General features: G+C 70.1%; 23 protein-coding genes and 2 tRNA genes. 8 read left to right on the top strand and 17 right to left on the bottom strand.

Annotated elements, in window-relative coordinates; translation table 11 throughout:
- Window positions 1-67: 67 nt before the first annotated feature.
- From ACXJKD_RS05280 to ACXJKD_RS05300, 5 genes are all read right to left on the bottom strand, one after another.
- Window positions 68-781: a hypothetical protein gene (locus ACXJKD_RS05280; RefSeq protein ID WP_457253380.1), complete on the bottom strand. Its 714-nt coding sequence runs from the start codon at window positions 779-781 to the stop codon at window positions 68-70.
- A gap of 222 nt (window positions 782-1003) precedes the next feature.
- Window positions 1004-1816, bottom strand: coding sequence for a DUF2182 domain-containing protein (locus tag ACXJKD_RS05285; RefSeq protein ID WP_457253381.1), 813 nt, complete (start codon window positions 1814-1816; stop codon window positions 1004-1006).
- Window positions 1817-1820: 4 nt separating this feature from the next.
- Window positions 1821-2435 carry a DUF1326 domain-containing protein gene (locus tag ACXJKD_RS05290; protein WP_457253382.1) on the bottom strand — a complete coding sequence of 205 codons (615 nt, stop codon included), beginning with the start codon at window positions 2433-2435 and terminating at the stop codon, window positions 1821-1823.
- A 135-nt stretch (window positions 2436-2570) separates the two neighbouring features.
- Window positions 2571-3851, bottom strand: coding sequence for an NYN domain-containing protein (locus ACXJKD_RS05295; protein ID WP_457253384.1), 1281 nt, complete (start codon window positions 3849-3851; stop codon window positions 2571-2573).
- 157 nt (window positions 3852-4008) lie between these two features.
- Window positions 4009-4386: a hypothetical protein gene (locus ACXJKD_RS05300; RefSeq protein ID WP_457253385.1), complete on the bottom strand. Its 378-nt coding sequence runs from the start codon at window positions 4384-4386 to the stop codon at window positions 4009-4011.
- Between the two features lie 208 nt (window positions 4387-4594).
- On the opposite strand from ACXJKD_RS05300, the gene ACXJKD_RS05305 reads away from it, so the two are divergent.
- On the top strand, window positions 4595-5188 hold the full coding sequence (locus ACXJKD_RS05305; protein WP_457253386.1) for a GNAT family N-acetyltransferase: 594 nt from the start codon (window positions 4595-4597) through the stop codon (window positions 5186-5188).
- Between the two features lie 63 nt (window positions 5189-5251).
- On the opposite strand, the gene ACXJKD_RS05310 is transcribed toward ACXJKD_RS05305, so the two are convergent.
- On the bottom strand, window positions 5252-5839 hold the full coding sequence (locus ACXJKD_RS05310) for a GNAT family N-acetyltransferase (protein ID WP_457253387.1): 588 nt from the start codon (window positions 5837-5839) through the stop codon (window positions 5252-5254).
- Between the two features lie 171 nt (window positions 5840-6010).
- Here ACXJKD_RS05310 and ACXJKD_RS05315 point away from each other — a divergent pair, with 171 nt between their 5' ends.
- Entirely contained in the window at window positions 6011-6634 is a 624-nt protein-coding gene (locus ACXJKD_RS05315; protein ID WP_457253388.1) for an antibiotic biosynthesis monooxygenase, read from the top strand.
- Window positions 6635-6839: 205 nt separating this feature from the next.
- Here ACXJKD_RS05315 and ACXJKD_RS05320 read toward each other — a convergent pair whose 3' ends face one another.
- The gene (locus ACXJKD_RS05320; protein ID WP_457253389.1) at window positions 6840-7970 is read right to left on the bottom strand and encodes a D-alanine--D-alanine ligase family protein; all 1131 of its coding nucleotides are present in this window, start codon (window positions 7968-7970) and stop codon (window positions 6840-6842) included.
- Between the two features lie 73 nt (window positions 7971-8043).
- On the opposite strand from ACXJKD_RS05320, the gene ACXJKD_RS05325 reads away from it, so the two are divergent.
- Complete coding sequence (locus ACXJKD_RS05325; RefSeq protein ID WP_457253390.1) at window positions 8044-9132, top strand: trans-sulfuration enzyme family protein; 1089 nt, start codon at window positions 8044-8046, stop codon at window positions 9130-9132.
- A gap of 496 nt (window positions 9133-9628) precedes the next feature.
- Here ACXJKD_RS05325 and ACXJKD_RS05330 read toward each other — a convergent pair whose 3' ends face one another.
- The 3 genes from ACXJKD_RS05330 to ACXJKD_RS05340 are packed head-to-tail and all read right to left on the bottom strand — an operon-like array spanning window position 9629 to window position 12060.
- Window positions 9629-10288: a Type 1 glutamine amidotransferase-like domain-containing protein gene (locus tag ACXJKD_RS05330; RefSeq protein ID WP_457253392.1), complete on the bottom strand. Its 660-nt coding sequence runs from the start codon at window positions 10286-10288 to the stop codon at window positions 9629-9631.
- Window positions 10289-10303: 15 nt separating this feature from the next.
- Window positions 10304-11302: an NAD(P)H-dependent glycerol-3-phosphate dehydrogenase gene (locus ACXJKD_RS05335; protein WP_457253393.1), complete on the bottom strand. Its 999-nt coding sequence runs from the start codon at window positions 11300-11302 to the stop codon at window positions 10304-10306.
- The gene (locus ACXJKD_RS05340; RefSeq protein ID WP_457253394.1) at window positions 11299-12060 is read right to left on the bottom strand and encodes a lysophospholipid acyltransferase family protein; all 762 of its coding nucleotides are present in this window, start codon (window positions 12058-12060) and stop codon (window positions 11299-11301) included. Before ACXJKD_RS05340 ends, ACXJKD_RS05335 begins: the two co-directional genes overlap by 4 nt.
- Window positions 12061-12156: 96 nt before the next feature.
- Here ACXJKD_RS05340 and cofC point away from each other — a divergent pair, with 96 nt between their 5' ends.
- Complete coding sequence (gene cofC / locus ACXJKD_RS05345) at window positions 12157-13014, top strand: 2-phospho-L-lactate guanylyltransferase (RefSeq protein WP_457253395.1); 858 nt, start codon at window positions 12157-12159, stop codon at window positions 13012-13014.
- Window positions 13015-13065: 51 nt separating this feature from the next.
- Here the strand turns inward: cofC and murA are convergent, their stop codons facing one another.
- The 4 genes from murA to leuC form a co-directional block, all read right to left on the bottom strand.
- Window positions 13066-14382 (bottom strand): UDP-N-acetylglucosamine 1-carboxyvinyltransferase, encoded by a 1317-nt coding sequence (gene murA, locus ACXJKD_RS05350; protein ID WP_457253396.1) that lies wholly within the window; start codon window positions 14380-14382, stop codon window positions 13066-13068.
- An 88-nt stretch (window positions 14383-14470) separates the two neighbouring features.
- A complete protein-coding gene (locus ACXJKD_RS05355) occupies window positions 14471-15208 on the bottom strand; it encodes an HU family DNA-binding protein (protein ID WP_457253397.1) in 738 nt (245 codons plus the stop codon).
- A gap of 393 nt (window positions 15209-15601) precedes the next feature.
- Entirely contained in the window at window positions 15602-16195 is a 594-nt protein-coding gene (leuD, locus tag ACXJKD_RS05360; protein WP_457253398.1) for a 3-isopropylmalate dehydratase small subunit, read from the bottom strand.
- Window positions 16195-17613 carry a 3-isopropylmalate dehydratase large subunit gene (leuC, locus tag ACXJKD_RS05365; RefSeq protein WP_457253399.1) on the bottom strand — a complete coding sequence of 473 codons (1419 nt, stop codon included), beginning with the start codon at window positions 17611-17613 and terminating at the stop codon, window positions 16195-16197. Before leuC ends, leuD begins: the two co-directional genes overlap by 1 nt.
- A gap of 152 nt (window positions 17614-17765) precedes the next feature.
- On the opposite strand from leuC, the gene ACXJKD_RS05370 reads away from it, so the two are divergent.
- Together ACXJKD_RS05370 and ACXJKD_RS05375 are read left to right on the top strand one after the other, a co-directional pair.
- Window positions 17766-18509, top strand: a complete 744-nt coding sequence (locus ACXJKD_RS05370) for an IclR family transcriptional regulator (protein ID WP_056922488.1) — start codon at window positions 17766-17768, stop codon at window positions 18507-18509.
- Window positions 18510-18631: 122 nt separating this feature from the next.
- Window positions 18632-19228 carry a MerR family transcriptional regulator gene (locus tag ACXJKD_RS05375; RefSeq protein ID WP_457253400.1) on the top strand — a complete coding sequence of 199 codons (597 nt, stop codon included), beginning with the start codon at window positions 18632-18634 and terminating at the stop codon, window positions 19226-19228.
- A 98-nt stretch (window positions 19229-19326) separates the two neighbouring features.
- Here ACXJKD_RS05375 and ACXJKD_RS05380 read toward each other — a convergent pair.
- From ACXJKD_RS05380 to gltX, 3 genes are all read right to left on the bottom strand, one after another.
- Window positions 19327-19402: transfer RNA gene (locus ACXJKD_RS05380), tRNA-Glu, on the bottom strand.
- Between the two features lie 108 nt (window positions 19403-19510).
- Window positions 19511-19582: transfer RNA gene (locus ACXJKD_RS05385), tRNA-Gln, on the bottom strand.
- 157 nt (window positions 19583-19739) lie between these two features.
- Window positions 19740-21263, bottom strand: coding sequence for a glutamate--tRNA ligase (gene gltX, locus ACXJKD_RS05390; RefSeq protein ID WP_457253401.1), 1524 nt, complete (start codon window positions 21261-21263; stop codon window positions 19740-19742).
- 172 nt (window positions 21264-21435) lie between these two features.
- Here gltX and ACXJKD_RS05395 point away from each other — a divergent pair, with 172 nt between their 5' ends.
- Together ACXJKD_RS05395 and ACXJKD_RS05400 are read left to right on the top strand one after the other, a co-directional pair.
- Entirely contained in the window at window positions 21436-21966 is a 531-nt protein-coding gene (locus ACXJKD_RS05395; protein WP_457253402.1) for a hypothetical protein, read from the top strand.
- A 135-nt stretch (window positions 21967-22101) separates the two neighbouring features.
- Window positions 22102-25065, top strand: a complete 2964-nt coding sequence (locus ACXJKD_RS05400; protein ID WP_457253403.1) for an AfsR/SARP family transcriptional regulator — start codon at window positions 22102-22104, stop codon at window positions 25063-25065.
- Window positions 25066-25086: the final 21 nt, after the last annotated feature.

The raw sequence follows: 25086 nt of genomic DNA on the forward strand, positions 1-25086 counted from the left end.
AAGCCGAACGGATGACTCCGCAACGGGCCAGAACCCTCGGACGCGGTGAGCGACGACCCGACCTCGGCTAGTGGGCGGGGACGAGGGTGGCCTCCTGGAGCAGGCTCCACACGTACTCGGCCCATCTGGCCTGGCCACTCAGGTCGAGATGGTTGAGGTCGTCGCTGTAGTCGGATCGACGGATGCTCCAGCCCCGGCCGGTCTGGTCGGTGCTGCAGCGGTCGGTGCGCGAACAGGCCTTCGTCAGCTGGGTCTTGAATCCTGCGATCGCGGCTTCGAGCCGTCTGAGCTCCGTGGGGACGACGTTGCCTTCCGGGTCGAGGAAGGCGCACGGACCCGTGCCCCCGACGCGTGCCCGCTCCGATCGTGAGTACACCGCGGCATCGCGACTGGGTGTGCTGATCTGGGTGGTGATGAAGAATCGGCTGCCGGGCATCTTCGTGGACAGGTCTTCGAGGACCTTCCCGATGGCCTCGCCGTACGCAGCGAAGTCGCCCTGGGTGGCCGGACACGCGATGTCCGCGTCAAGGGTCGCGATGAGGACCAGCTCAGGCTGTGGGTCCTGCGCGATCAGCCCCTCAGCCTGCCCGGCAAGCGACTCGACGTCGGCGCCCCCCGTGCCGAAGTTGACGGCGTGGCCCGCAATCGCAGGGTGTGCGTGCAGGAGGCGACGGTAGATGCTGTTCACCTCAGGATTGCTGCCGGTGGCCCACGAGTTGGCCTTGACCTCCTGGCCGCCCGGCTGGGTGCCTTCGCCCGTCACTGCCGAGTGGCCGATCACCGCGACGGAGTCCGGGTAACCCGTGTACGGAGACGCGGGCTTCGTGGCTGTGGCGGCCCTGCTGGTTGGGTTCGTCGGACTCTCCTCACCAGCGCAACCGGTGCCGAGGAGGACCAAGCAGAGGGCCGAACCGACCCAGACGCGTCTCGAGCATTGACCTGCCACCGTGTTCATCGCGGCCCTCCTCACGGTCACCGTCGTGGACAAGCGTCGGCTCCGCCCTCAGGTCATCGACATGGAGTCGTTTCCGGGGACCATCAGACCGGGGACCGCGTCCGGCGCCACGAGGACCAGCACTCCCAGCACCAACAGGATGAGGGCCGTGCCGTACGTGGCTGTTCGCCCCCACGGCAGCAGCTTCTCCACCGCGATGAAGCCTGCGACGACTGCCATCCAGACCACGCTCATGACTCCCAGCGCGAACAGGGACGCCATCAGGGCCCAGCAGCACCCGACGCACCATGCGCCGTTGGTGGCGCCCATGCAGAGGGCGCCCGACCAGCCGCCGCGCCATGACCCGAGCAGGGTGCCGAGCGGGCTCCGGCACTTGCCGAGACAGACGTTCTTGAGCGGGGTCAGCTCGTAGCCGGCAGCCAAGACCAACACGGCTCCGGCGATGGGGCGCCCGGCGCGGTCCCACGACAGCCCCCCTCCCGCCAGCCGGCTCACCGCTCCCCCGACCAGGAAGGCGACGACGCCGGCGCCAGCCCAGGTCACGAGGTAACCGCCAGTGAAGACGAATGGCCTCAGGCGCGACCTTCCGCTCATCTTGGCGTAGAGGGCGATCGTCGGCGCGACCGACGGGAACATCATCGCGGCCATCATCACGACCCACACGCTGAGGAACCAGCCGAACGTGCCGAGGGCCGTCCACGGTCCGTTGTCCATGCCGCGCATGAGCTCGACCGTCCACCACCACGCGACGCCGGCGAGGGCGAAGAGCAGCACGACCAGCCCCCAGTGCGCGCGGCTGGCCACGAGCGCAGGACGTAGACCCCCGCGGGCTGGTGGAGCCGCCGACGTGATGTCGGTCATCGTCTCAGGCGGTCCACGCGAAGTCCGACTTCGACAGCCCGGTCTTCCCTTCGTACTCGATGCCGAAGGCGCTGATCCGCGACCGCTTGGCCTCGGCCATGGTGAGGTCCGAGCCGACCGGGTGGAACATGCCGGAGAACTTGATCGGCTCCCCCGACTCCACCCCGAACGGCACGATGTCCTCGATCTCGAAGTCGATGGCGTCGCCGATGCGGACGCTGTGTCGCAGACCATCGTCCTCGACGACGATCGTGGCGCGTTCGACGCCCAACATCTCGCCGATCAGCGGCGCGAGACCCGCCATGGGCCCACCCAGCTGGCCACCAAAGACCTGCACGAGCTGGTCGAACTGCGCGTCGGTCGCGCTGTCGTCGACGAAGACGCCCACGCGCCAGTTGCCCTCGGTCATCACCTTGGGGGTGTCGGCGATCAGCGCGACCTTGCATCCCGAGATGTCGGTGCCATCGACGGCTCCCTCGCGGATGTTGAACACGAGCGTCACGCGACAGAAGTCGTAGGTGGCTCCGTGATCGAGAGACAGGTTGCACGGGCACATGAGCTCGCACGAACACGTCTCGACATAGCTTCCAGCCAGATTCCAGGACATCGGTCCTCCCATTGCCCCTCACCAAGGAGTCTCCCGCTGCGTGCCCCGGGCGTCAACGGCCACGAACCTCGTTGGAGGCATTGAAAATCCGGCAAGTTCCGGCCTTCCGGACAAACGGCTCGGGGTACTGATGCTGGACCGAAACCGTCATTCCACCTGAGAGACGACTGCAGGCACGGACATCCACTTCCCCAACTCGGACGCTTCATCGTCGGACAGCACGAGGCCCGCTTCGGCCGCGCGAGCGATGATGGAGGACGACAACGCTCCAGCGATTTCGCCGGCGGTGGGCGCCGGGATGCGGCTGAGCGGAGCCGTGGTCCTTGAGAGCGCCTTGACGACGAAGCCGATCGCAAGACGACCGATCGGCTGCCCCTGGTCAACCAGCCGGTCACGGGTCCACTTGGTCGATTCGATCAGGTTCCACTCCTGCGTCCTGGCATAGGTGGCCAGGACGTCATGCAGCGCCTCCCAGTCCGCCGTCGAGAGGCGTGGCAGACCTGTCACGGCCGACACCTGTCGCACGGCTTGAGGGGCACCTGCCAGCTGGTCGCCCTTCGGTTCGGCGGGTGGGGTGTGTCGGGCGGGATCCCAAACGAAGAGTTGTCCAAAGGTTGCCCCCTCGAGACCGATCCTCGCCAGCGCCGCGGTGAAGCTCCCCGCCCCGAAGTAGTCCGGGGGCACATCGCCCACGGCGTCCCTGACCTCGCTGGCCAGGGCTGCCAGGTTCAGTGGGGCGGAAGCATCGCTGTAGGCGTTTCGCAGGAACTCCTCGAACTGTCTCTGAAGGTCGCCATAGGTTGCGTCCCCGGCACGATCCGAACCAGCCGTGGACGCTTCGGCCACGCTTTGTGTCGCTCGCTCGACAATTGTCGAGTTGATGAGGCCGAGTAGATCGCCGGTCGTGAGAACGTTGTCGACCACGCTGAGATAGGCAGACGAGGAGGTCTCCGCTGCCACCGCGACGACCCGGCGGTCCGCCGCCCGAAGGCGGTGCATCAGTGGGGTGAAGTCTGAGTCACTGGACACGATGACGAACTCGTCGTAGGGAACAGCCGCGTCGAGCGCGTCCACGACGTCCAGGACGATCCGGATGTCCGCCGCATTCTTGCCCCTCGCAGTCAAGGCCGGACAATCGACCACCTCGAACCCAGCGCTCGTCAACAAAGCCCGCAGTCGAGAGAAGTAGATGCGGCTCGGCCGACCGCGCTCGTCCAGACGGCTCGAGTCTGCAATGAACCCATTGGGGTTCAGGTAGCAGCGGCGAACCAGCCATCTGCGGACGCCGTCGTCAGCAGCGCGGCTCAGAAGCTTGGTGAGCCACCCCGCCGGGTCGGAGGCAAACTCGATTGCCGCCAAGGGATCCGTCTCGTTCAAGCCGATGATGAGATTGTCGAAGTCCACGTACAACACCGACGAGTGCGACATGTGTTGCCCCCTTTGGGCAGGCCGTCTACCTGCGCGCCAACGACAGTAGTAGAAGGCCACCCCCACGCGGCGGAAGGCCGTGGGTCTATATGAACCGGTAGATCTCAACCGGGTCGCTCGAGTCAGGCCCCCAGCTGCCGACCTGCACTTGAGGCCCTCAGCGGTGCTGGCTCAGCCGCCTTGCCTGGGCCGCGGCGAGCACACCGACGACCCCAGTGACCACGAGCAGCACGAATCCCCAGACCACTCCCCAGGAGACCCACCCGGCGGACGCGATGTTGCCCCTGAGGTCGCCGTCGAACGACCCGAACAACAGGCTGGTCAGGCAGAACGCGCTGAGTAGCACGGCCGCGGTGAGACCAACACGAGGCCGCACGTTGCGGCCGGCCAACCAAGCCAGGGCGAGCTGCACCACGCCGACTGGGAGCGGCACCGTGGACTCGGTGTCGAAGCCCCATGCGTGGCCCCACGTATCGACCCCCGTTGCGACGGCAATGAAGCCACCGACGACGTCGCACACGAGCAACGTGAGCATGGCGAGGACCAAGGCTCTCCCCAATGGCGTGCGCACCCTTGCCCGCAATCCGTCGGAGGCTTGAGAGGCTTCCTCTCCCAACGGTCGGTTCACGCAGACACCATGGCACCGCGATGGCTCCACCAGCAGATGCAAACGGCGCAGTCCCGCGCCGTCTGACACCATCGCGGGCATACCTCCGACAGCGGCTCGAGACAGGGGACCCCGAATGCCCGACTTCACGTGGCTGCCGGCCAACCAGGCAACGAGCGATGACGTCCAAGCGGTGTTCGGCTCAGGGGGCGCCAGCAAGTGCCGTTGCCAGGCGATGAAGGTGCCAGGGTGGATCTGGCGCGACACCACGCAGGAGCAGAGGGATGCCGCCCTGCTGGAACAGACCGCGTGCGGCAGCACCGGACCGACGTCCGGGCTGATCGGGTACGTCGACGGCGAAGCGGCCGGCTGGGTCGCCGTCGAGCCCCGGGAGAACTACCCCAGACTGTGGAGCCGAAAGCAGCCGTGGATGCGGATGGACCCCGAGCTCGGGGGCGTGTGGTCGGTCACCTGTTTCGTCGTTCGCAAGGGCTGGCGCCAGTCGGGGCTCACCTACGAGCTCGCCGCAGCCACCGTCGAGTACGGCGAGCAGGTCGGCGCCCGCATCCTGGAGGGCTACCCGATCGAGCCACCACCGGGCAAGACCGTGATCTGGGACGAGGCGTCGGTCGGGCTGGTGCAGATATTCCTCGAGGCCGGTTACGAGGTCGTGGCCTCGCCCACCCTGCGTCGGCGGGTGGTGCGTCGACGACTGGAGAAGGACCCCTGACCTCCACTCGCGGGGTGCGGCCGCGGAGTGCGGTCATGACGCGGCTCGTGGAGCTCTGACCCCTCAGTCGCGGGGGCTCGGGGCCACCTCGCGCACCATCACGCAGTTGCCCAGGCCCTTGGGCCGGTCGTAGGTGAAGCCCTCCCGCTCGTACATCGTCCGGGTCCCGTTGTAGAGGAACGACGAGTTCTTCTTCCGCACCCCGCCGGTGTCGTGCGGGTATCCCTCGACCACGCCTCCGCCGGCCTGCGCGATGAGCTCGACGGCTCCCCGCAGTGCGACCGACGCCAGGCCCTTGCCACGATGGACCTTCTCGACCTGGATGCAGGTGACCCGGTAGTCGGGCAGCCGCTCGGCCGTGGCGAGGTACTCCTTGCGGTGGTGGATGCCGGGCAGCTCCTCCGGTGTGCCGTACTCCGCCCAGGCGATGGCGAGGTCGCCGTCGTAGACCAGGGCGGCGTGCGCGATCCCCTCGTCCACGCGGCGCTTCTTGAACGCCCGGTTGTCCTCGATGGTGCTGTCCGGATCACGGTCCTCGGGGTGGAACCACGTGCACCAGCAGTTGGCGAACATGCCCTTGTTCCGCTCGACGAGAGCGGCGAAGTCGTCGAACGTCGCCGGCGTGAGCGCCTTGGTCGTGAAGTCAGACATGCCGGCAAAATACCCCCGATTGCGGACGTTCGGCGTCCGGTCGCTCCTCGCTGCCACAGCGGCCCGGCCCGACGGCGCACCGATCACTCTTGCCCCTGATCGGAGTCCGGAGGACTGTTGTCGGTGACGGTGGCGCCGTCGGGGTGCTGCCCCGAACAGAGGAGTTTCGTCGTGTATGCACGCACCACAACCGTCCAGGCAGACCCCTCCAAGATCGACGCCGGCATCGCCTCCGTCCGTGACGACGTGACCCCTGTCATCACCGGAATGGATGGCTGTGTCGGGATGTCGCTGCTCGCGGACCGCGGGTCCAGCCGTTGCATCGCCACGTCGTCCTGGGAGTCAGAGGCTTCGATGCGGGACAGCGCCGACAAGGTGCGCCCGCTGCGCGATGCGGCGGAGCAGGCCTTCGGCGCCAGCCGCAGCACCGTCGAGACCTGGGAGGTCGCTGTCGTCCACCGCGACCACGCCATGCCGGACGGCGCCTGCGCTCGCGTCACCTGGCTGAGCGGGATGGCTGACCACGCCGACCGCGCCGCCGACGTCTTCAGGATGGCCGTTCTCCCCAAGGCCCAGGAGCTCGAAGGCTTCTGCAGCGGCAGCCTGCTCATCAGCCGCGAGACCGGTCGTGCAGTGGGCACCATCACCTTCGAGCGCCGCGAGCACCTCGATGCCAGCCGCGAGGCTGCTGCCCGCATCCGCGAGGCCGCCAGCAGGGACCTCGGCGCAACCGTCGACGACGTCATGGAGATGGAGGTAGTGCTCGCTCACCTCCACCTTCCCGAGATGGCGTGACCTTCCGAGATGGCGTGACCCTTCCCGAGATGGCGTGACATCGCAGGCAACCGTCCCGGTCCACGGCAGGAGCGTCTTCGTCCCGCACCGTAGCGAGACTCGTTGGTCAGTGCCTGATCCCGCGCTCACTCCCCGAGTGAGCGCGGGGCAGGCAGTGGGCCGGGTGTGCCTCGGCGCGGCCGACTCACGTCGGCCGCCACGTTCCTCAGCGCAGGCCGACGGGCCGGGTGAGGGCGAGCTGGATCAGCTCGTCGATCAGCTGGGGGTAGGGCAGCCCGGTCGCCTCCCACATCTGGGGGTACATCGAGTGCGGGGTGAAGCCGGGCATGGTGTTGATCTCGTTGATGACCACGTCTCCGGTGTCCGTGTAGAAGCAGTCGACCCGAGCCAGCCCCTCACAGCCGAGCGCCTCGAAGGCCGCCCCGGCCAGCCGCTGCACCTCGGCCGAGATCGAGTCAGGCACGTTGGCGGGACAGGACAGGACCGCTCCGTCGTCGAGGTACTTGGCCTCGAAGTCGTAGAACTCGTGTCCACCCTCGGCCGTCACCTCGATCTCGCCGACGTGCGAGACGCGGGGTGCATCGGTGCCGCGGCCCTGGAGGACGGCGCACTCGATCTCGCGACCGACGATGCCCTGCTCCACGATGACCTTGCGGTCGTGCTCGCGGGCAAACTCGATCGCCGCCTCGAGCGCCTCGGGAGACGACACGCGCGAGATCCCCATGCTCGAGCCGGCCCGTGACGGCTTGACGAACACCGGGTAGTCGAGCGCGCCGACGGGGTCCATCGCGGCCGCCTTGTCGCGCCGCCACTGGGAGTCGGTGATCACGACATACGGACCGACCGGGAGTCCGGCCCCGGCGAACAGGACCTTCATGTAGTGCTTGTCCATGCCGGCAGCCGACGCGAAGACCCCTGACCCCACGTAGCGGATGTCGGCCATCTCGAACATGCCCTGGATGGTGCCGTCCTCGCCGAAAGGCCCGTGCAGCAACGGAAAGACGACGTCGACCTCCCCGAGCGACTCGGGGATCTGCTGCGGCTCGAGCGTCGTGAGCGTGCGGTCGGTGGTGGCCAGCGGCACCACCACGGCAGCCCCTCCGGGGGCGACCTCGGGGGTGCTGTCGGACGTCAGCTCGAGCGAGCGCGGGTCGCCGTCGGCGAGCACCCAGTGGCCGTCACGCGAGATCCCGATCGGGATCACGTCGTAGGCATCGCGGTCGATGGCCCGCATCACCCCTGCTGCGGTGGCGCACGACACGGCGTGCTCCGAGGAGCGGCCGCCGAACACGATGGCGACGCGAGGCTTGGAGGGCGCGGGCTGGTCAGTGCTCATCGCCGCCGAGCGTATCCCGCCCATCCGTCGGGCACCTCGCACGGCACGCACGGCGCCCGCCTACGCTGGCGACGTGAGTCACGAGCACCTGTCCCCCGCCTCCCGCGTCGTCGCCCTCGGGCGCCAGCCCCGTATGCCGGGTGCCGGCGTGAACGCGCCCCTCGAGTTCACCTCGACCTACCTGGCCGACGGCCCGGTCAACTACGCGCGGGGGGGCAACCCCACCTGGACGGCGTTCGAGGAGGCGCTCGGCGGTCTCGAGGGCGGCGACGCCCAGGTCTTCTCATCGGGGATGGCCGCCGTGTCGGCAGCCCTCACACTGGTGCCGCACGGCGGCGCGGTCGTGGTCCCGTCGCACGCCTACAACGGCACCACGGCCCTGCTCGACCAGCTCGCGTCCACGGGTGCGGTGGTCGTTCGTCGCGTCGACCCGACCGACCAGCAGCAGGTCCGCGAGGCGGTGCAGGGGGCGGCGATGCTCTGGATCGAGTCGCCCACCAACCCGATGCTCGAGGTCTCCGACATCCGCGCCCTTGCGGTCATGGCGCGCGAAGCCGGGGCGCTGACGGTGTGCGACAACACCTTCGCCACGCCCTTGGTCCAGCAGCCCCTCAGCGACGGCGTCGACGTGGTGCTGCACTCCGTGACCAAGTACCTCTCCGGCCACTCCGACGTCATCCTCGGCGCCCTCGTCACCGCGTCGACCGACTCCGGTCGCGAGCTCGCCGGACGGTTGGCCACCGCCCGCCTGCTCCACGGTGCCATCGCGGGGCCGATGGAGACGTGGCTGGCGCTGCGCGGGCTGCGCACCCTGCACCTGCGCATCGAGCGCGCCACCGCCAACGCCCGGGAGCTCGCCGAGCGCCTGGCGGCCCACCCTGCCGTGCAGACGACTCGCTACCCCGGCTTCGGAGCCGTCATCGCGATCGAGGTCCCTGGAGGAGCGGAGGCCGCCGAGCGCGTCGCCTCGGCCACCGAGCTCTGGACGCACTCGACGAGCCTCGGTGGGGTCGAGTCACAGATCGAACGACGACGCCGCCACCCCGCGGAGCCCGCCACCGTCCCGGAAGCCCTGCTGCGCCTGTCGGTCGGCATCGAGGACGTGGAGGACCTCTGGCACGACCTCGACCGCGCCCTCAGGGACGGCACGGACCCCACCTGACGTCTCAGCTGCAGAGGCTGACGGCGGCAGAGGCTGACGACGGCAGACGCCACGAGCCCTTCCGCGGCGGGCCGTTCGTTGACATTCGGGCTGGTCGGGGAGACCGTGTGAGAAGGCCACCACGATGGCCACAAGGGGAAGGGAGCGAGCGTGCAAACCACGCCACCCCGACTGCTGTGCAGGTGGAACATTCACCACGTATGGGAGAACGCCCATACCTCAGATGGAGTTCGGTTCGTCCGATGCGCTCACTGCCTCAAGGAGCGCTGGATCAACCCTCCCCAGGGCACGACCTTGGCCGGGCCCGGCATGACACCGTTCAGCTGGAAAAAGTGATCGAGCGCGCCTACTAACTGGGCGCGGAAGCCACCCACGGCCCGGCCCGAAATCGGCGCAGGGCCCTTGGCTTGCGCCTACTCGGCTGCCCACCCACGGACCTAGCATGGCCGACCACCGCTCTCATCGGCTGAGCCGATCAGTCGAACCCCAGAGCCGATCAGGCGAGCCGCTTCCACTGGCCCTCGCTCACGACCTCCACCGTGCCGGCGGCCACCTTGATCGCCGTCTGGTCGTCGATGGCGTAGGACGGACCGGCGATGTCGGCGGCCCACGGCTCGGCCTCGGCCAGGGTGTTGCCCGGGAAGACGTCCAGGTGCGGGAAGATCGAGAAGTTGACGACCCCGAGCGTCCGGTCGTCGGGCGCGGACGGCCACTCCACGAAGTAGTCACCGATCCGGGGAGTCATCACCATGCTGCCGGCGCTCACGCCCACCCAGACCAGCTCGGGCAGAGACGGCAGGAGGTCGGCCAGGCCCGACTGCCGCATCCAGTGACACAGGTAGGTCGCATCGCCGCCGTCCACCAGCAGGACGTCGGCCTCGCGGACCCACGGGACCCAGCGCTCCTCGCCGATGCTGGGCAGGGTGGTGAGCTCGAGGACGCCCAGCGACTTCCACCCCAACGTCGACATGCCGCCCCACGGCGGCAGACCGCTGACGAAGCCACGCACGGAGGCCGGGCCGCACATCGGGTGGCCCCACTGTGCCGTGGGGATGCAGAGGGCGGCGGAGTCGGCGATCGGCTTGCCCAACAGGTCGACCAGCGCAGCGCGGATGCTCGGGTTCGTGACGCCCCCCGACGTGAGAAGCAGCTTCACCTCGCCCCCTCCGGCCTACTTCGCCTCGTTCTTCAGCGCACGTCCCATGAGCGCGCCGACGACGTCTTCCGCCCGCCGACCGTCGTGCACCACCGCCGCGACCTGCTCGATGATCGGCACGTCCACCCCGTGGTCGTGCGCGAGCTGCAGGATCGACTCGCAGGACTTCACGCCCTCGGCCGTCTGCTTGGTCACCGCCACGACCTCCTCCACATCCATCCCGCGACCGAGGTTGAGCCCGAAGGTGCGGTTGCGCGAGAGCGGCGACATGCAGGTGGCGATGAGGTCGCCGACCCCGGCCAGTCCCGAGAACGTCACCGGGTCGGCTCCCAGCGCCATGCCCAGGCGCGACGTCTCGGCGAGACCACGGGTGATGATCGACGCCTTGGAGTTGTCGCCCATGCCCAGGCCCTCGGCCATGCCCACCGCGAGCGCGATGACGTTCTTCACCGCCCCGCTCAGCTCCGCGCCGACGACGTCGGTCGTGGTGTACGGGCGGAAGTAGGGCGGGTTCGAGGCCTCGGCGACCATGCCTGCAACGGCCTCGTCGATGCAGGCGACCACGCTGGCGGCCGGCTGCTTGAGGGCGATCTCCTTGGCCAGGTTGGGCCCGGAGACGACGACGATGCGACGTGGCTCGACGCCCCCCGCCTCCGCGATCACCTCGCTCATCCGCTTCGTGGTGCCGAGCTCGACGCCCTTCATCAGCGACACGATCGCGGCGTTGCGGGGCAGCACCCCGCCCCAGTCCGCGAGGTTGGCCCGCAACGTCTGCGAGGGCACGGCGAGGACGATGATGTCGGCGCCCTCGGCCGCCTCGGCCGGGTCGGTGGTGGCCGAGATGCCTGCCGGCAGCGGTATGCCGGGCAGGTAGTCCTCGTTGCTCCCCGCGTTGATCTGGTCCACCACCGCCTGTCGGCGTCCCCACATGCGCACGGTCGTGCCGCTGTCAGCCAGCACCGCGGCATACGCCGTGCCCCAGCTGCCCGTCCCGAACACCGCAGCCGTCGTCATGCGCCTTCTCCTTGCGTGCGGTGGAAGTTACCGGTCTCGGGCAGTCCGTGCTTGCGGGAGTCGAACCTCTCGGTCGGCGCCTTGGCGCCACGGATCGCCTCGAGCTCGGCCGTGATGGCTGCCATGATGCGGTCGGTCGCCTGACGGAGCAGGGCTCCGGTGACGGGCTGGTCGTAGAGGTCGCTGAGGTCGACGGGCGGCCCGGCGCTGACGCGCATCGTCTTGCGGGGGAAGAGCCGCAGCCGCTTGCCGTAGGGCGCGAGCAGCTCCTGCGGTCCCCACTGGGCCACGGGCACGACCGGGCATCGGGTCGCCAGCGCGATCCGCGCCGCTCCGGTCTTGCCGACCATCGGCCAGATGTCGGGGTCACGCGTCAGGGTGCCCTCGGGGTAGACCGCAACGCACTTGCCGCTCTCGACCGCGGCGACGGCCGCGCGGAACGCATCGGCTGCGTGCCCGGTGTTGCGGTAGACCGGGATCTGTTCGGCACCGCGCAGGATCGCGCCCACGACGGGGACGCGGAAGACGCCCTCCTTGCCGAGGAAGAAGGGCGGGTGGTCGTTGTCGACGAGGAAGTGCGCGAAGGCCAGCGGGTCGACATAGGACAGGTGGTTGGGCGCCACGACGAACCCGCCGGAGGTCGGCAGGTTTTCCACGCCTCTCCAGTCGCGCTTGGTGACCACCATCAGCACGGGACGCAGGATCGCCACCACGAACCGGTAGGCGAAGGGCAGAGCTCGTGCGCCGCGGGCGGTCACGTGTCCTCCATATCGACGGGAGCGTGTGAGTGAGCATCCTCGCTGCTCCCGGGGTCGGTGTCGAGCAAGCGCGCCAGCACTGCGACGATCGTCTCGATGACCTCTCGCGTCGACTGGCACCTCGTCGTCCCCGTCAAGGGCGGGGCGACCGCGAAGTCGCGCCTGCACCCTCCGGCCGGGGTCGGACGCGAGGATCTCGCCCTCGCCCTGGCGACCGACTGCCTCACCGCCTGCTGCGCCGGTATGCCGCCGGGCCGGGTCCTCGTCGTGACCTCCGACGACCGGGTGCGAGGGGTCGCCCGCGCGCTCGGCGCGGTGGTCGTGGGGGACCCAGGCGGGGGCCTCGACGCCGCCGTCCGGGCCGGCCGCGACGCAGCCCTCGCGAGGTCTGCGCATGCCCCCGTGGGGGTCCTGCTCGGCGACCTGCCGTCGCTGCTCGCGGCCGACCTGGTGACCGCGCTCGCCGCCGCCGCCGAGCACCCCCGCGTGGTGGTCCCGGACGCATCGGGCGCCGGCACGGTCCTGCTGACGGCGCTCGACGGTGACTCCCTCGTCCCGTCGTTCGGCGTCGGCTCGGCTGCCAGGCACGAGGCCGCGGGGCACCATCGGCTCTCGCTCGACCTCCCCCGGCTGCGCACCGACGTCGACGACGACCGGGCCCTGCGGGCCGCCCGCGCGCTCGGGGTCGGGGCCGCCACCGCGAGCGTGCTCGGCGCGTCGCCGGATACGCTGCCGCCCATGCAGGCGAGCGTGCACACCTTCGACGAGTCGACCGGCGCCGGCTCGGCTCTGCTCGACGACGGGCGCGAGGTCAGGTTCAGCCCAGCGGTGTTCGCGACCAGCGCGCTGCGCCACCTGCGGGTCGGCCAGCGCCTCAGCATCGACCTCGGCGAGGGCACGACGATCGAGCGCTTGTGGATCGTCGGGATCGGCGACGACCAGACGATCGGCTGACGGTCGCGGACGACGCCGTGGGGCGGAACGCGCTGACGCTGTGAGGCGGGCTCAGCCGACCTCGTAGTCGGCCCCGAGGCCGTCGAGCTTCTCGGAGAACCGCTCGTAGCCCCGGTAGATCAGCTCGATGCCGTGCACCTTGGACTGGCCCTCGGCGGCCAGTGCGGCGATCAGGTAGCTGAAGCCGCCCCGCAGGTCTGGGACGGTGATCTCGGCACCCTTGAGGGGCGTCGGACCGGAGATGACCGCACTGTGCTGGAAGTTGGCGCGACCGAACCGACACGGTGACCCACCGAGGCACTCGCGGTAGATCTGGATGTGGGCCCCCATCTCCCCCAGCGCCTCGGTGAAGCCGAGCCGGTTCTCGTAGACGGTCTCGTGGACGATGGACAGGCCGGTGGTCTGGGTCAGGGCCACCACGAGCGGCTGCTGCCAGTCGGTCATGAAGCCGGGGTGCACGTCGGTCTCGAGCACCAGGGAGTTGAGCGGCTTGCCCGCGTGCCAGAAGCGGATGCCCTCGTCATCGATGTCGAAGTCACCGCCGATCTTCCGGAAGACGTTGAGGAACGGCATCATCGCCAGCTGCTGAGCGCCCCGGACGTAGATGTCGCCCCTGGTCGCCAACGCGGCACAGGCCCACGAGCCGGCCTCGATCCGGTCGGGGATCGCGAGGTGGTCGTAGCCACCGAGTCGGTCGACGCCCTCGATCTTGATGACCCGGTCGGTCTCGACGCTGATGATCGCGCCCATCTTCTGGAGCACGGCGATGAGGTCGAGGATCTCCGGCTCGACGGCGGCGTTGCGCAGCTCGGTGACGCCCTGGGCGCGCACGGCGGTCAGGAGCACCTGCTCCGTGGCACCGACGCTCGGGTAGGGAAGCTTGATCCGGGTGCCACGCAGGCCGTCGGGCGCGGTCAGGCGCAACCCCTCGGGGCGCTTCTGGACGTCGGCGCCGAACTGGCGCAGGACGTCGAGGTGGTAGTTGATCGGGCGCTCACCGATGCGGCACCCACCGAGGTCGGGGATGAAGGCCTCGCCGAGGCGGTGCAAGAGCGGGCCGCAGAGCAGCACGGGCACCCGCGAGGAGCCGGCGTGGGCGTCGATGTCGGCCACGTGCGCCTGCTCGACGTTGGTCGGGTCGAGCAGCAGCTCGCCGTCCCGGTCGGTGGAGTCGATCTTGACGCCGTGCAGCTCGAGCAGCCCCGACACGATCTTCACGTCGGAGATCTCGGGGACCCCCCTGAGCCGACATGGCCCCTCCGCGAGCAACGCGGCGACCATCGCCTTGGAGACCAGGTTCTTGGCACCCCGGACCTCGAGGTCGCCGACCAGCGGTACGCCGCCATTCACGGTGAGGATGTCTGCCATGGCCCAAGCATCCCACCCCGCCCTCCCGCGATGCGCCGGAGGCCGACACCCATGTAGGTGCCGGCCTCCGTGATGGGGCTGGTGTGGCTCAGGCCTTCTTCGCCGCGCGCTTCGTCGCGGCCTTCTTGGCCGGTGCCGCCTTCTTCGCGGGAGCCGCCTTCTTGGCCGGAGCGGCCTTCTTCACGACCGCCTTCTTCGCGGGCGCGGCCTTCTTGGCCGGTGCCGCCTTCTTCGCGGGAGCCGCCTTCTTGGCCGGAGCAGCCTTCTTCACGACCGCCTTCTTCGCGGGCGAGGCCTTCTTGGCCGGTGCCGCCTTCTTCGCGGGAGCCGCCTTCTTGGCCGGAGCAGCCTTCTTCACGACCGCCTTCTTCGCGGGCGCGGCCTTCTTGGCCGGTGCCGCCTTCTTCGCGGGAGCCGCCTTCTTGGCCGGAGCGGCCTTCTTCACGACCGCCTTCTTCGCAGGCGCAGCCTTCTTGGCGCCGGCCGCGGCGGCCTTGGTGGCCGTCCCTGCAGCGGCGCGGGCACCGGCGACAGCTGCCTTGGGCAGCGAGCGCGGGTTCTTGACGACATCCTTGAAGGCCGAGCCGGCGCGGAACTTCGGCACCACCGTCTTCTTGATCTTCACGCTGGCACCGGTGCGCGGGTTGCGGCCGGTGCGCGCTGCCCGGGCGGCCTGCTCGAACGTTCCGAAGCCGGTGATGGCGACGCTGCCGCCCTTGGCCACCTCGCGGATGATCACGTCCACGACGGCCGTCAGTGCGTCGCTGGCTGCCTTCCGGCTGCCGAGGCGACTCTCCAGCTCCTTGATCAGTTCTGCCTTGTTCACGTTTTCCCCTTCATAGGGTTGGTGACGCCGGACCCCTTAGCCCGACGAGGGTGAGCGGCCGAGCCAGTGCCCGACTTGGGTCCGACGTTAGGGCGGTTGCGCGCGTGAGTCCACCATCTCGGCGCCCGATCTGTTGTGTCGCAACGGATTGCGGCACGCTCCGAGACGCCGGGTGCGGCGAACGGGAGCTATCGACGCTGGTCCGTGCAGTTGGCAGCTCGCTCGGCTCGATGGCCGGAAAGTGTTGCAGGTCAATGATTTTCGCACGGTCCTGACCGCGCAGCCGCCGTCCTGGAAGCCATGAGACCCCCGACGCACTGCGTCGGGGGTCTGTCCAGCTGGCGCCAGAAGGCGACTTTCGGGGAATTTGTGCTCGTCGGCGCGCCGCGCGCCTCAGGCCACCGTCGTGGAGGGCTTGTATGCCGGTCGGCGCGTCTCGAACTCGGTCACGTCCTGCTCGTGGCGCAGGGTCAGGCTGATGTCGTCGAGGCCCTCGAGGAGCCGCCAGCGCGTGTAGTCGTCGACCTCGAACGGCGCGACGATGTCACCGGCGGTGACGGTGCGCGACACGAGGTCGACCGTGACGGAGGCACCCGGCTCGTTCTCGAGGTACTTCCAGATCAGCTCGATGTCGTCCTGGGCGAGCTGCGCGGTGAGCAGCCCCTGCTTGCCGCTGTTGCCGCGGAAGATGTCGGCGAACCGAGACGACAGGACGACGCGGAACCCGTAGTTCAGCAACGCCCAGACGGCGTGCTCGCGTGAGGAGCCCGTCCCGAAGTCGGAACCCGCGACGAGGACCGACCCCGCGGCATACGAGGGGTGGTTGAGAATGAACGTCTCGTCCTTGCGCCACGCCGCGAACAGGCCGTCCTCGAAGCCGGTGCGGGTCACCCGCTTGAGGTAGACGGCGGGGATGATCTGGTCGGTGTCGACGTTGCTGCGGCGCAGCGGCACCCCGATCCCGGTGTGCGTCGTGAAGGCATCCATCACTTGCTCCCCTCGGAGGTGGCGTCGACGAGGTCGGCCGGGCTGGACAACGTGCCACGCAGGGCGGTGGCGGCGGCGACGAGCGGGCTGACCAGGTGGGTGCGGCCACCCTTGCCCTGCCGGCCCTCGAAGTTGCGGTTCGACGTGGAGGCGCTGCGCTCGCCCGGGGCGAGCTGGTCGGGGTTCATGCCAAGACACATCGAACAGCCTGGCAACCGCCACTCGGCGCCGGCCTCGGTGAAGACCCGGTCCAGCCCCTCCTCCTCGGCCTGCAGCCGCACCCGCGCAGACCCGGGCACGACGAGCATGCGGACGCCCTCGGCGACCCTGCGACCCTTGACCACCTCGGCGGCGGCGCGCAGGTCCTCGATCCGGCCGTTGGTGCAGGAGCCGACGAACACCGTGTCGACGCGGATCTCGCGCAACGGCGTGCCGGCGGTCAGGCCCATGTAGTCGAGGGCGTGCTGGGCGGCGGCCTTCTCGTTGTCGTCGCCCATCGTCTCGGGGTCGGGGACCGACTCGCCGAGCGGCAGTCCCTGGCCGGGGTTGGTGCCCCAGGTGACGAACGGCGTGAGCGTGGTGGCGTCGAGGTCGACCTCCGCGTCGAAGACCGCGTCGTCGTCGCTGCGCAGGGTGCTCCAGTCGGCGACGGCGGCATCCCAGTCGGCCCCGGTCGGGGCGTGCTCGCGGCCCTGGAGGTAGTCGAAGGTGGTCTGGTCGGGGGCGATCATGCCCGCGCGGGCGCCGGCCTCGATCGACATGTTGCACACCGTCATGCGGGCTTCCATGGACAGCGCCCGGATCGCACTCCCCCGGTACTCCAGGACGTAGCCCTGGCCCCCGCCGGTGCCGATCTTCGCGATCACCGCCAGCGTGATGTCCTTGGCCGTCACCCCGGGCTGGAGCTCGCCCTCGACGTTGACCGCCATGGTCCGGAACGGCTTGAGCGGCAAGGTCTGCGTCGCCAGCACGTGCTCGACCTCGGACGTGCCGATGCCGAAGGCCAGCGCGCCGAACGCACCGTGCGTCGACGTGTGCGAGTCGCCGCAGACGATCGTCATGCCCGGCTGGGTGAGGCCACGCTGCGGACCGACCACGTGGACGATGCCCTGCTCGGCGTGACCCATGGGGAAGAGCCGGACCCCGAACTCCTCACAGTTGCGGCGCAACGTGTCGACCTGCGTCTTGCTCACGAGGTCGGTGATCGGGCCGGGCGTGGTCGGGACGTTGTGGTCCTCGGTCGCGAGCGTGAGGTCGGGACGGCGGACGGGACGGCCCGCGAGCCGGAGCCCGTCGAAGGCCTGCGGCGAGGTGACTTCGTGGATCAGGTGGAGGTCGATGTAGAGCAGGTCCGGCTCGCCCTCGGCGCGCCGAACCACATGCGCTTCCCAGACCTTCTCGGCCAGCGTTCCTGACACGTCTTCCACCCTCTTGTCCTGATTGCGGCCCATCGCGGGCACGGCCTGGCCGTGCCCCGTCGTGAGCACGGCACTGTGCTGCAATCCGAGGTTCGCACGCGAGACACGCCCACGGATTTGCGTCTCAGCGAATGAGACGTCAATATCAAGCCATGGACACAACCAGTGGAGTCGGCGTTCTCGACAAGGCAGCCATCGTCCTCGGCGCCCTCGAGGCCGGTCCGTCGACCCTCGCCCAGCTGGTCACCGCGACCGGTCTGGCCCGCCCCACGGCTCACCGGCTGGCCGTCGCCCTCGAACACCACCGCCTCGTCACGCGCGATCTCCAGGGCCGTTTCGTGCTCGGTCCGCGCCTGGCCGAGCTCGCCGCCGCCGCCGGCGAGGACCGACTCCTGGCCGCTGCCGGCCCGGTGCTCGGCGCCCTGCGCGACCACACCAACGAGAGCGCGCAGCTCTTCCGGCGCCAGGGCGACCACCGCATCTGCGTGTCCGCGGCCGAGCGCCCGGTCGGCCTGCGCGACTCGATCCCGATCGGCGCGACCCTGTCGATGCTGGCCGGCTCCGCGGCCCAGGTGCTGCTCGCCTGGGAGGAGCCCGACCGCCTCCACCGCGGGCTGCACGGCGCCAAGTTCACCGCGACCACCCTCTCCGGCGTCCGCCGCCGCGGGTGGGCGCAGAGCGTGGGCGAGCGCGAGGCCGGCGTCGCGTCGGTGTCGGCGCCGGTGCGCGGCCCGTCCGGCCGCGTCGTCGCCGCGGTATCCATCTCGGGCCCGATCGAGCGGCTCTCCCGCCAGCCGGGCCGCCTGCACGCCGCGACCGTGATCGCCGGCGCCAACAAGCTCACCGAGGTGCTCGCGCGCCACCACGCGCAGCAACAGCAGCAGAACCACGCCTGACCCGCGCTTCGGCCCGCCCGCACGACGACTTGGCACGCCTGCACGACGACGAGGTATGCCGCGGGGCCGAGCCGGCCACGCGGCATACCTCGTGGCGTTGGCCGTGGGTAGTGTGACTATCCATGAGGATGTCGGAGCTGTCGGAGCGCAGCGGCACGACGGTGGCGACGCTCAAGTACTACCTGCGGGAGGGACTCGTCCCTGCCGGGGAGAGCCTCGGCGCCACCCGGGCCGACTACTCCGAGGCGCACCTCCAGCGGGTGCGGCTCGTCCGCGCGCTGATCGATGCGGGCGTGTCCGTCGCGCAGAGCAGGCGGGTGGTCCAGACCCTCGACTCTCCCCCGACCTCGCGGCACGACCTCCTCGGCAAGGCGCAGTATGCGCTTCCCGCCACCCACCCCGACATCGCCGTCAGTGCCGAGGTGACCGAGCTCGTGGCCGGGCTCGGCTGGCGCGTCTCACCCGACTCACCCGCGCTCCGCTCCTTGACCGGCGCGATCGCCGCGGCGAGGTCGGCCGGCGTGCCGCTCGAGCCCGACTCGCTGACCGGCTACGCGCGGGCCACCGAGGGCGTGGCCGCGGTCGACGTGGCGGCTGTGCCACGCGACGACCTCGCCGCGGCCCTGCACCGGGTGGTGGCCGGCACCGTCCTGGTCGACCCCGTCCTGGCGGCGCTGCGCCGGCTCGCCCAGGAGCACGTCAGCAGCCAAACCACCTAGGGCCGGCCACGCTCGTTCGGAGCTCGTTCGGAGCGCGTTCGGAGCTCATTCGGACGCGGACATGCGAGAAGCCCCCGTCCGTGGACGGAGGCTTCTACTGGTAGCCCCGACGGGATTCGAACCCGCGCTACCGCCTTGAGAGGGCGGCGTGCTAGGCCGCTACACAACGGGGCCCTAGCTGGTTGCCCGTGCACTCTGCAGTGCGCGGGCAGCGGAGAGAACCATACCGGCAGGAAGTGGATTTCTCCGAATCGGCGTGTGCCACAAGGGCTTGCGCCTGAGCTGGGGTACCAGGACTCGAACCTAGAATGACGGTACCAGAAACCGTAGTGTTGCCAATTACACCATACCCCAAGGGGGTATCACTTCCAGCGCGCCCGAAGGCCTTCATGGGAGTGAACCGAGACGCGATACTACCGGCCCCTCGGTCGCGTTCCCAAATCGGCTGGGCGTGGCCCCCGCCACGTCACGTCGGGTGGGCCCCGACGCCCGGTCCGACGCTCCCTCGCGGTCAGGCGAGGTCGTCGTGCAGCCGGTGCAGGCGGGCCAGGGTCGAGGTCTTGCCGAGGATCTCCATCGACTCGAACAACGGCGGGCTGATGCGCTGGCCGGAGACGGCGGTGCGCAGCGGCCCGAACGCGAACTTGGGCTTGATGCCCATCTCCTCGACGATCGCCGCACGCAGGGCCGCCTCGATGACGGGGGCGTTCCAGCCGCTCTCGGAGCCGAGCACCCCGGACCGGGTGTCGTCGACGTCCTCGAGTGCCTTGATGGCTGCCGCGAGGACCTCGCCCGAGTCGTCCTTGAGCTGGGCGCGCGCGTCCTCGGCGATCTCGATCTCGTCGTCGCCGACGAAGAACGGTCGCACCAGGGCACTCGCCTCGGTGAGCAGGACCATGCGGGTCTGGATCAGCTCGGTGACCTTGCCCAGGCGGGCGAGCTGGCCGAGGCTCGGGTTGTCACCGAGCACCCCATCGGCCTCGAGGAACGGCAGCAGTCGCGACGCGAGCTGCCCGACCTCGAGCCCACGGATGTAGACGCCGTTGAGCCAGTCGAGCTTCTTGAGGTCGAAGATGGGGCCGACCGGGTTGACCTTCTTCCAGTCGAAGTCCTGGCTGAACTCCTCGAACGTGAAGACCTCGACGTCCTCCCCCTCGGCGCCCTGCTTTGGCGGATAGGCAAGCAGCGCAAGGAAGTTCACCAGGGCCTCGGGGAGGTAGCCCTGCTCCTTGAACCAGGTCAGGCGGGCGGCGGGGTTCTTGCGCTTGGAGATCTTGGACTTGTCGGTGTTGCGCAGCAGCGGCATGTGGGCGAACTTCGGCGGCTCCAGCCCGAGGTCCTTGTAGAGCTGGATGTGCTTGGGCGTGCTGGAGATCCACTCCTCACCACGCACGACGTGGGTGATCCCCATCTCATGGTCGTCGACGACGACGGCGAGGTGGTAGGTCGGGAACCCGTCGCCCTTGAGGATCACCTGGTCGTCGGGACGCGGTGCGGACACACGCCCACGGATCAGGTCGTCGAAGGTCAGCTCGACGTCGTCGGGGATGAGCATCCGCACGACCGGCGTCTCGTTGAAGCCCGGCAGCTCGGCCCGCTCCTCGCGGGTCTTGCCGTGGCAGAGGCGGTCGTACCCGGTGGGCTGTTTGAGCTTCTGCTGCATGTCACGCATCTGCGCGAGGCGCTCGGTCGAGCACCAGCAGTGGTAGGCGCGACCGTCGGCCAGCAGCCGCTCGACGTACGGGCGGTAGGTGTCCAGCCGCTCGGACTGTCGGTACGGCGCGAAGGGCCCACCCACGTCGGGCCCCTCGTCCCACTGCAGCCCCAGCCAGTGCAGCGTCTCGAAGACCTGCTGCTCGCTGTCCTCCCGGAACCGGGCGCGGTCGGTGTCCTCGATGCGCAGCACGAACGACCCGCCCTGCTGGCGCGCGAAGGCCAGGTTGAACAGCGACATGTAGGCGGTGCCGACGTGCGGGTCGCCGGTGGGCGACGGCGCGACACGGAGGCGGGGTTCGGAGGAGGGCTTCTCAGTCATGGTGCCCCGATTCTAGGGACCCCAGCCGAGGTGCCGTATGCCGCGTCGCCGGCCCCGCGGCATACCTCGCTTCAGGGAACGGGCGATCGGGCTGAAGTGGTCCTGAAGCGGGTCTTGGGACGGTTCACCTGTCAGCACAACCACCAAGACCTACTCCGAGGAGGAGAGAACGATGACCACCACGACCACCACCCACAGCCCCCAGCACAGCTCGACCGCGGCAACCAGCCACCGGACCCCCCGTCGCCTGCAGCGTCGCCTCGCCGCCCTCGTCCTCGTCCTCGCGGGCGTCGTCGGGCTCGGCACCGCCACCGCCACCTCCGCGTCGGCCGCGACGGTTCCCGGCGGCACGCTCGCGGCGACCTGCAACTACCGCTCGATCTCCGCCCAGGCCCCCGACCTGCACTGGACGGCTCCCGGCTGGGCCGTCTCCTACCGGTTCAAGATCTTCGAGTACAACACCTCCGGCTGGGTCCTCCGGCAGGTCTACCCCTCCAGCGGCTACCTCACCACCCGTAGCGGCTGGGGCATGGGCAACGACGTCTTCACCTTCGCGGCCCGGTCCGGCTACGCCTACAACGCGAGCATCGAGATGTACTGGTACTACAACGGCGTCTACCAGGGCTACCAGTACCAGTCCGAGATCCACTCCACCGCCGGTGCCTGGGTCTCCACCTCCCCCACCTGGTGCCGCGTCCTCTAGCGGCCGAGCGGACGGCGCCGACAGGGTCAACCCCTGTCGGTGCCGTCCGCTGTTTGGTGGTGTCCCGGCCCCGGTGGCAGTGCCACGCTTGAAGGGCTCCGGCGCGGGCCGGGCGGCTGAGCAGCCGGAGGGTCGGTGGAGGTCAAGCTCCTGGGCAGCATGCAGGTCCTCGCGGACGACGGCTCCCCCGTCGAGTGCGGGGGGCCCAAGCAGCGGGCCGTGCTGGCCCAGCTCGCCCTCGAGCCGAACCACACCGTGTCGGTCGACCGCCTCGCCGAAGGCGTCTGGGGAGAACGGGTGCCGCCCCACCACCGGCAGAACCTCCAGGTCTACGTGTCGACCCTGCGCCGGGCCCTCGAACCGGACCGGCCCGCAGGGTCACCGAGCCGCCTGGTCGGGCACGGCGAGGGGTATGAGCTCACCGCGTCCTCCGACGAGGTCGACGTGTCTCGGTTTAGGGCAAGCCTCGCCGGAGGTGGCGACGCCCTCGCTGCCGGTCGCCCGAAGGCAGCGGCCGAGCTCTGCTCGCTGGCCCTGCGGGAGTGGCGTGGTGACCCCTTGGCCGACCTCGTGGGACTGCCGTTCGCCGCCGACTGGCTCGAACCCCTGCACCGTGAGCGGATGCTCGGACGTGAGCTCCTCGCCGAGGCCCACCTCGCGCTGGCCCAGCACCAGGTGGCGCTGCCCGACCTCGAGGAGCTGACCGAGCAGCACCCGGACCGTGAGCACCTCTGGGAGATGCTGGTGACCGCGCTGGCGCGAGCGGGTCGGCAGGCTGATGCCCTCGACGCCGTGCGCCGCGCTCGGCGTCACCTGTCCCGTGAGCTGGGGCTCGACCCCGGACCAGCCCTGGCGGCGCTCGCCGACCGCGTCCTGCACCAGGACCCGACGCTGCTGGGCGCACGGCCCCCGGCGATCCGCGCCGAGCCGGTCCCCGTCCCCCTGGCGCCATCGGTCGGGCGGGACGAGGTGATCGCCGCGACGGCGCAGGCACTGGACTCGCACCGCCTGGTCGTGCTGACCGGGCCGGGCGGGGTCGGCAAGACCCGCACCGCCCAGGAGGCTCTCGCCCTGCGTCACGCGCCCACGGTGCGGTGGGTGTCCTTCGCCACCGAGCCCGGAGGTGCCTCGGTGATCGACACGGTCGCGCGCTCCCTGGGCGTCACGCCCGCCGCCCTCGGCGACGTGCTCGACGACGAGCCGACCGTGCTCGCCCTCGACAACCTGGAACACCTCGTGGACGCGCCCCGTGAGATCCGTGAGCTGCTCGAGCACCACCGCTCGACCCGCGTGCTGGCCACGTCACGCGGGCCGTTGGGCATTCCGGGCGAGCACGTCGTCCCCGTGCCGTTCCTCGACCCCCGAACCACGGCCCGGCAGCTTTTCGTCGAGCGCGCGGCAGCGGTCGTCCCCGGGTACACGGGCGCGTCCGACGGCGAGGCAGTAGTGCGTCTGTGCGAGCGCCTCGACGGACTCCCCCTCGCCATCGAGCTGGCTGCAGCGCGGGTCGCGACGCTTCCTCCTGCCGACCTCCTCACTCGTCTCCCACTCGTCGGGGACGTCAGCGCGGTCGAGGCCGGTGGGCGTCAGTCGTCCCTCACGGCGCTTGTCCGCTGGAGCCTCGACCTGCTGCGGCCGGCCGAGCGTGGCGCGCTCGCCGCCCTCGCGGTGCTGGACGGCTCCCCCGACAGGGGCACCGCGTCTGCGGCCGTGGCCGCCGTGGCCGCCGTGGCCGCCGTGGCAGTCGGGGCCGCCGGTCCCGAGGGGACACCGCCCGAGGATCCCCTTCTGGCCATCGAGGCGCTGGTCCGCCACGCACTGGTCCAACCGCTCGAGTCACCGTCCGGACGGAGGTTCGGACTCCTGCACACCGTTCGCGCGGTGTGCCTGGCCGCTGCCGAGCAGACGGAGGCTGACGCGAGGGACCAGGGCGCGGCGGGCGGTGTCGACCGCGCGACCGTCCGACGCCAGGCCGTCCTGATGGCGGTGGCCGACCAGTGGCTCGAGGAGGCGCAGCGGGTCGACTTCGAGGACCTCGTGCCCGAGGAGTTCGTGGCAGCGACCAAGGATGACCTACCCATCCTGCGTCAGGTGGTCGCCGAACTGGTCGCGACCGGACGACCGGACCGAGCGACCTCACTCCTGGTGAACCGACGTCGCGCGCTCGCCCTGCTCGGGCGCCAGGACGTCCTGCTCGACCTCATGACGACTGTCCTCGGGTCCCCGGATCCGGGCCCGTGGCTACCGAAGGCGCAGATCATCGCGGGAAGTGCGTCCTACGTCGTCGAGGGGCCCGAGCTGGCAGCTCCCCTGCTCGCGGCAGTCGACCAGCTCGAGGTCTCGGACACGGTGCACCGGGTGCTCGCCCACTGCTTCCGTGCCGTGATCGCCTCGGAGCTCGACGACCACGATGTGGCGCGGGCCGAGGGCGACCTTGCCATCGCGGTGGCCACGGCGGCGGGTCACCGCGGGATGAGGCATCGCGCCCACAGCGCCGCAGCCTGGGTGGCGGCCCAGCGGCTTGACCCGGAGCAAGTCGTCCACCATGGGCAGATGGGGCTCGAGCTCGCCCTGGACGACACCGAGGCGATCTCGGCGCTGGTGGACCTGGCCCGAGGTCACCTCATGGCCGACGCACCGGCGCTGGCCATCTCGATCGCCCAGGACGCAGTGCGGCGCAGCCGGCGTATGAGCACCGGATATGCGCTCAGCAACGCACTTCAGATCCTCGGCTTCGCCCTCGTGCGTGACGGTCAGACGGCAAGCGGCCGTGGCGTCCTCGCCGAGTCCATCCAGCACTACGACCCGAGCGACCTCGGTTGGCAGTTGGAGACGATCGCCGCCATGGCCATCGCCACGCTGGTTGAAGGTCCGGACACCGAAGCCCAGGCGCTGTTCCACGACGTCTCGAGAGCGGCCGCCAGGGCGGGGTTGGGCGAGTCGGCCGTCCCGGTGGAGCTGCAGGACCTGGCCGCTGGACTCCCCGTCGCGCCACCCGGACCGGTGGCCGGACCGGCCCCGTCGATCACCGAGCTGAGGGACCGCGCCTTCAACGCGTCCACGACGGTCGCGCCCCCGGGTACCGCGTCACAAGGCTGACGCAGCAAGCCTCGGGTATGC

Source organism: Pedococcus sp. P5_B7, assembly GCF_054049895.1.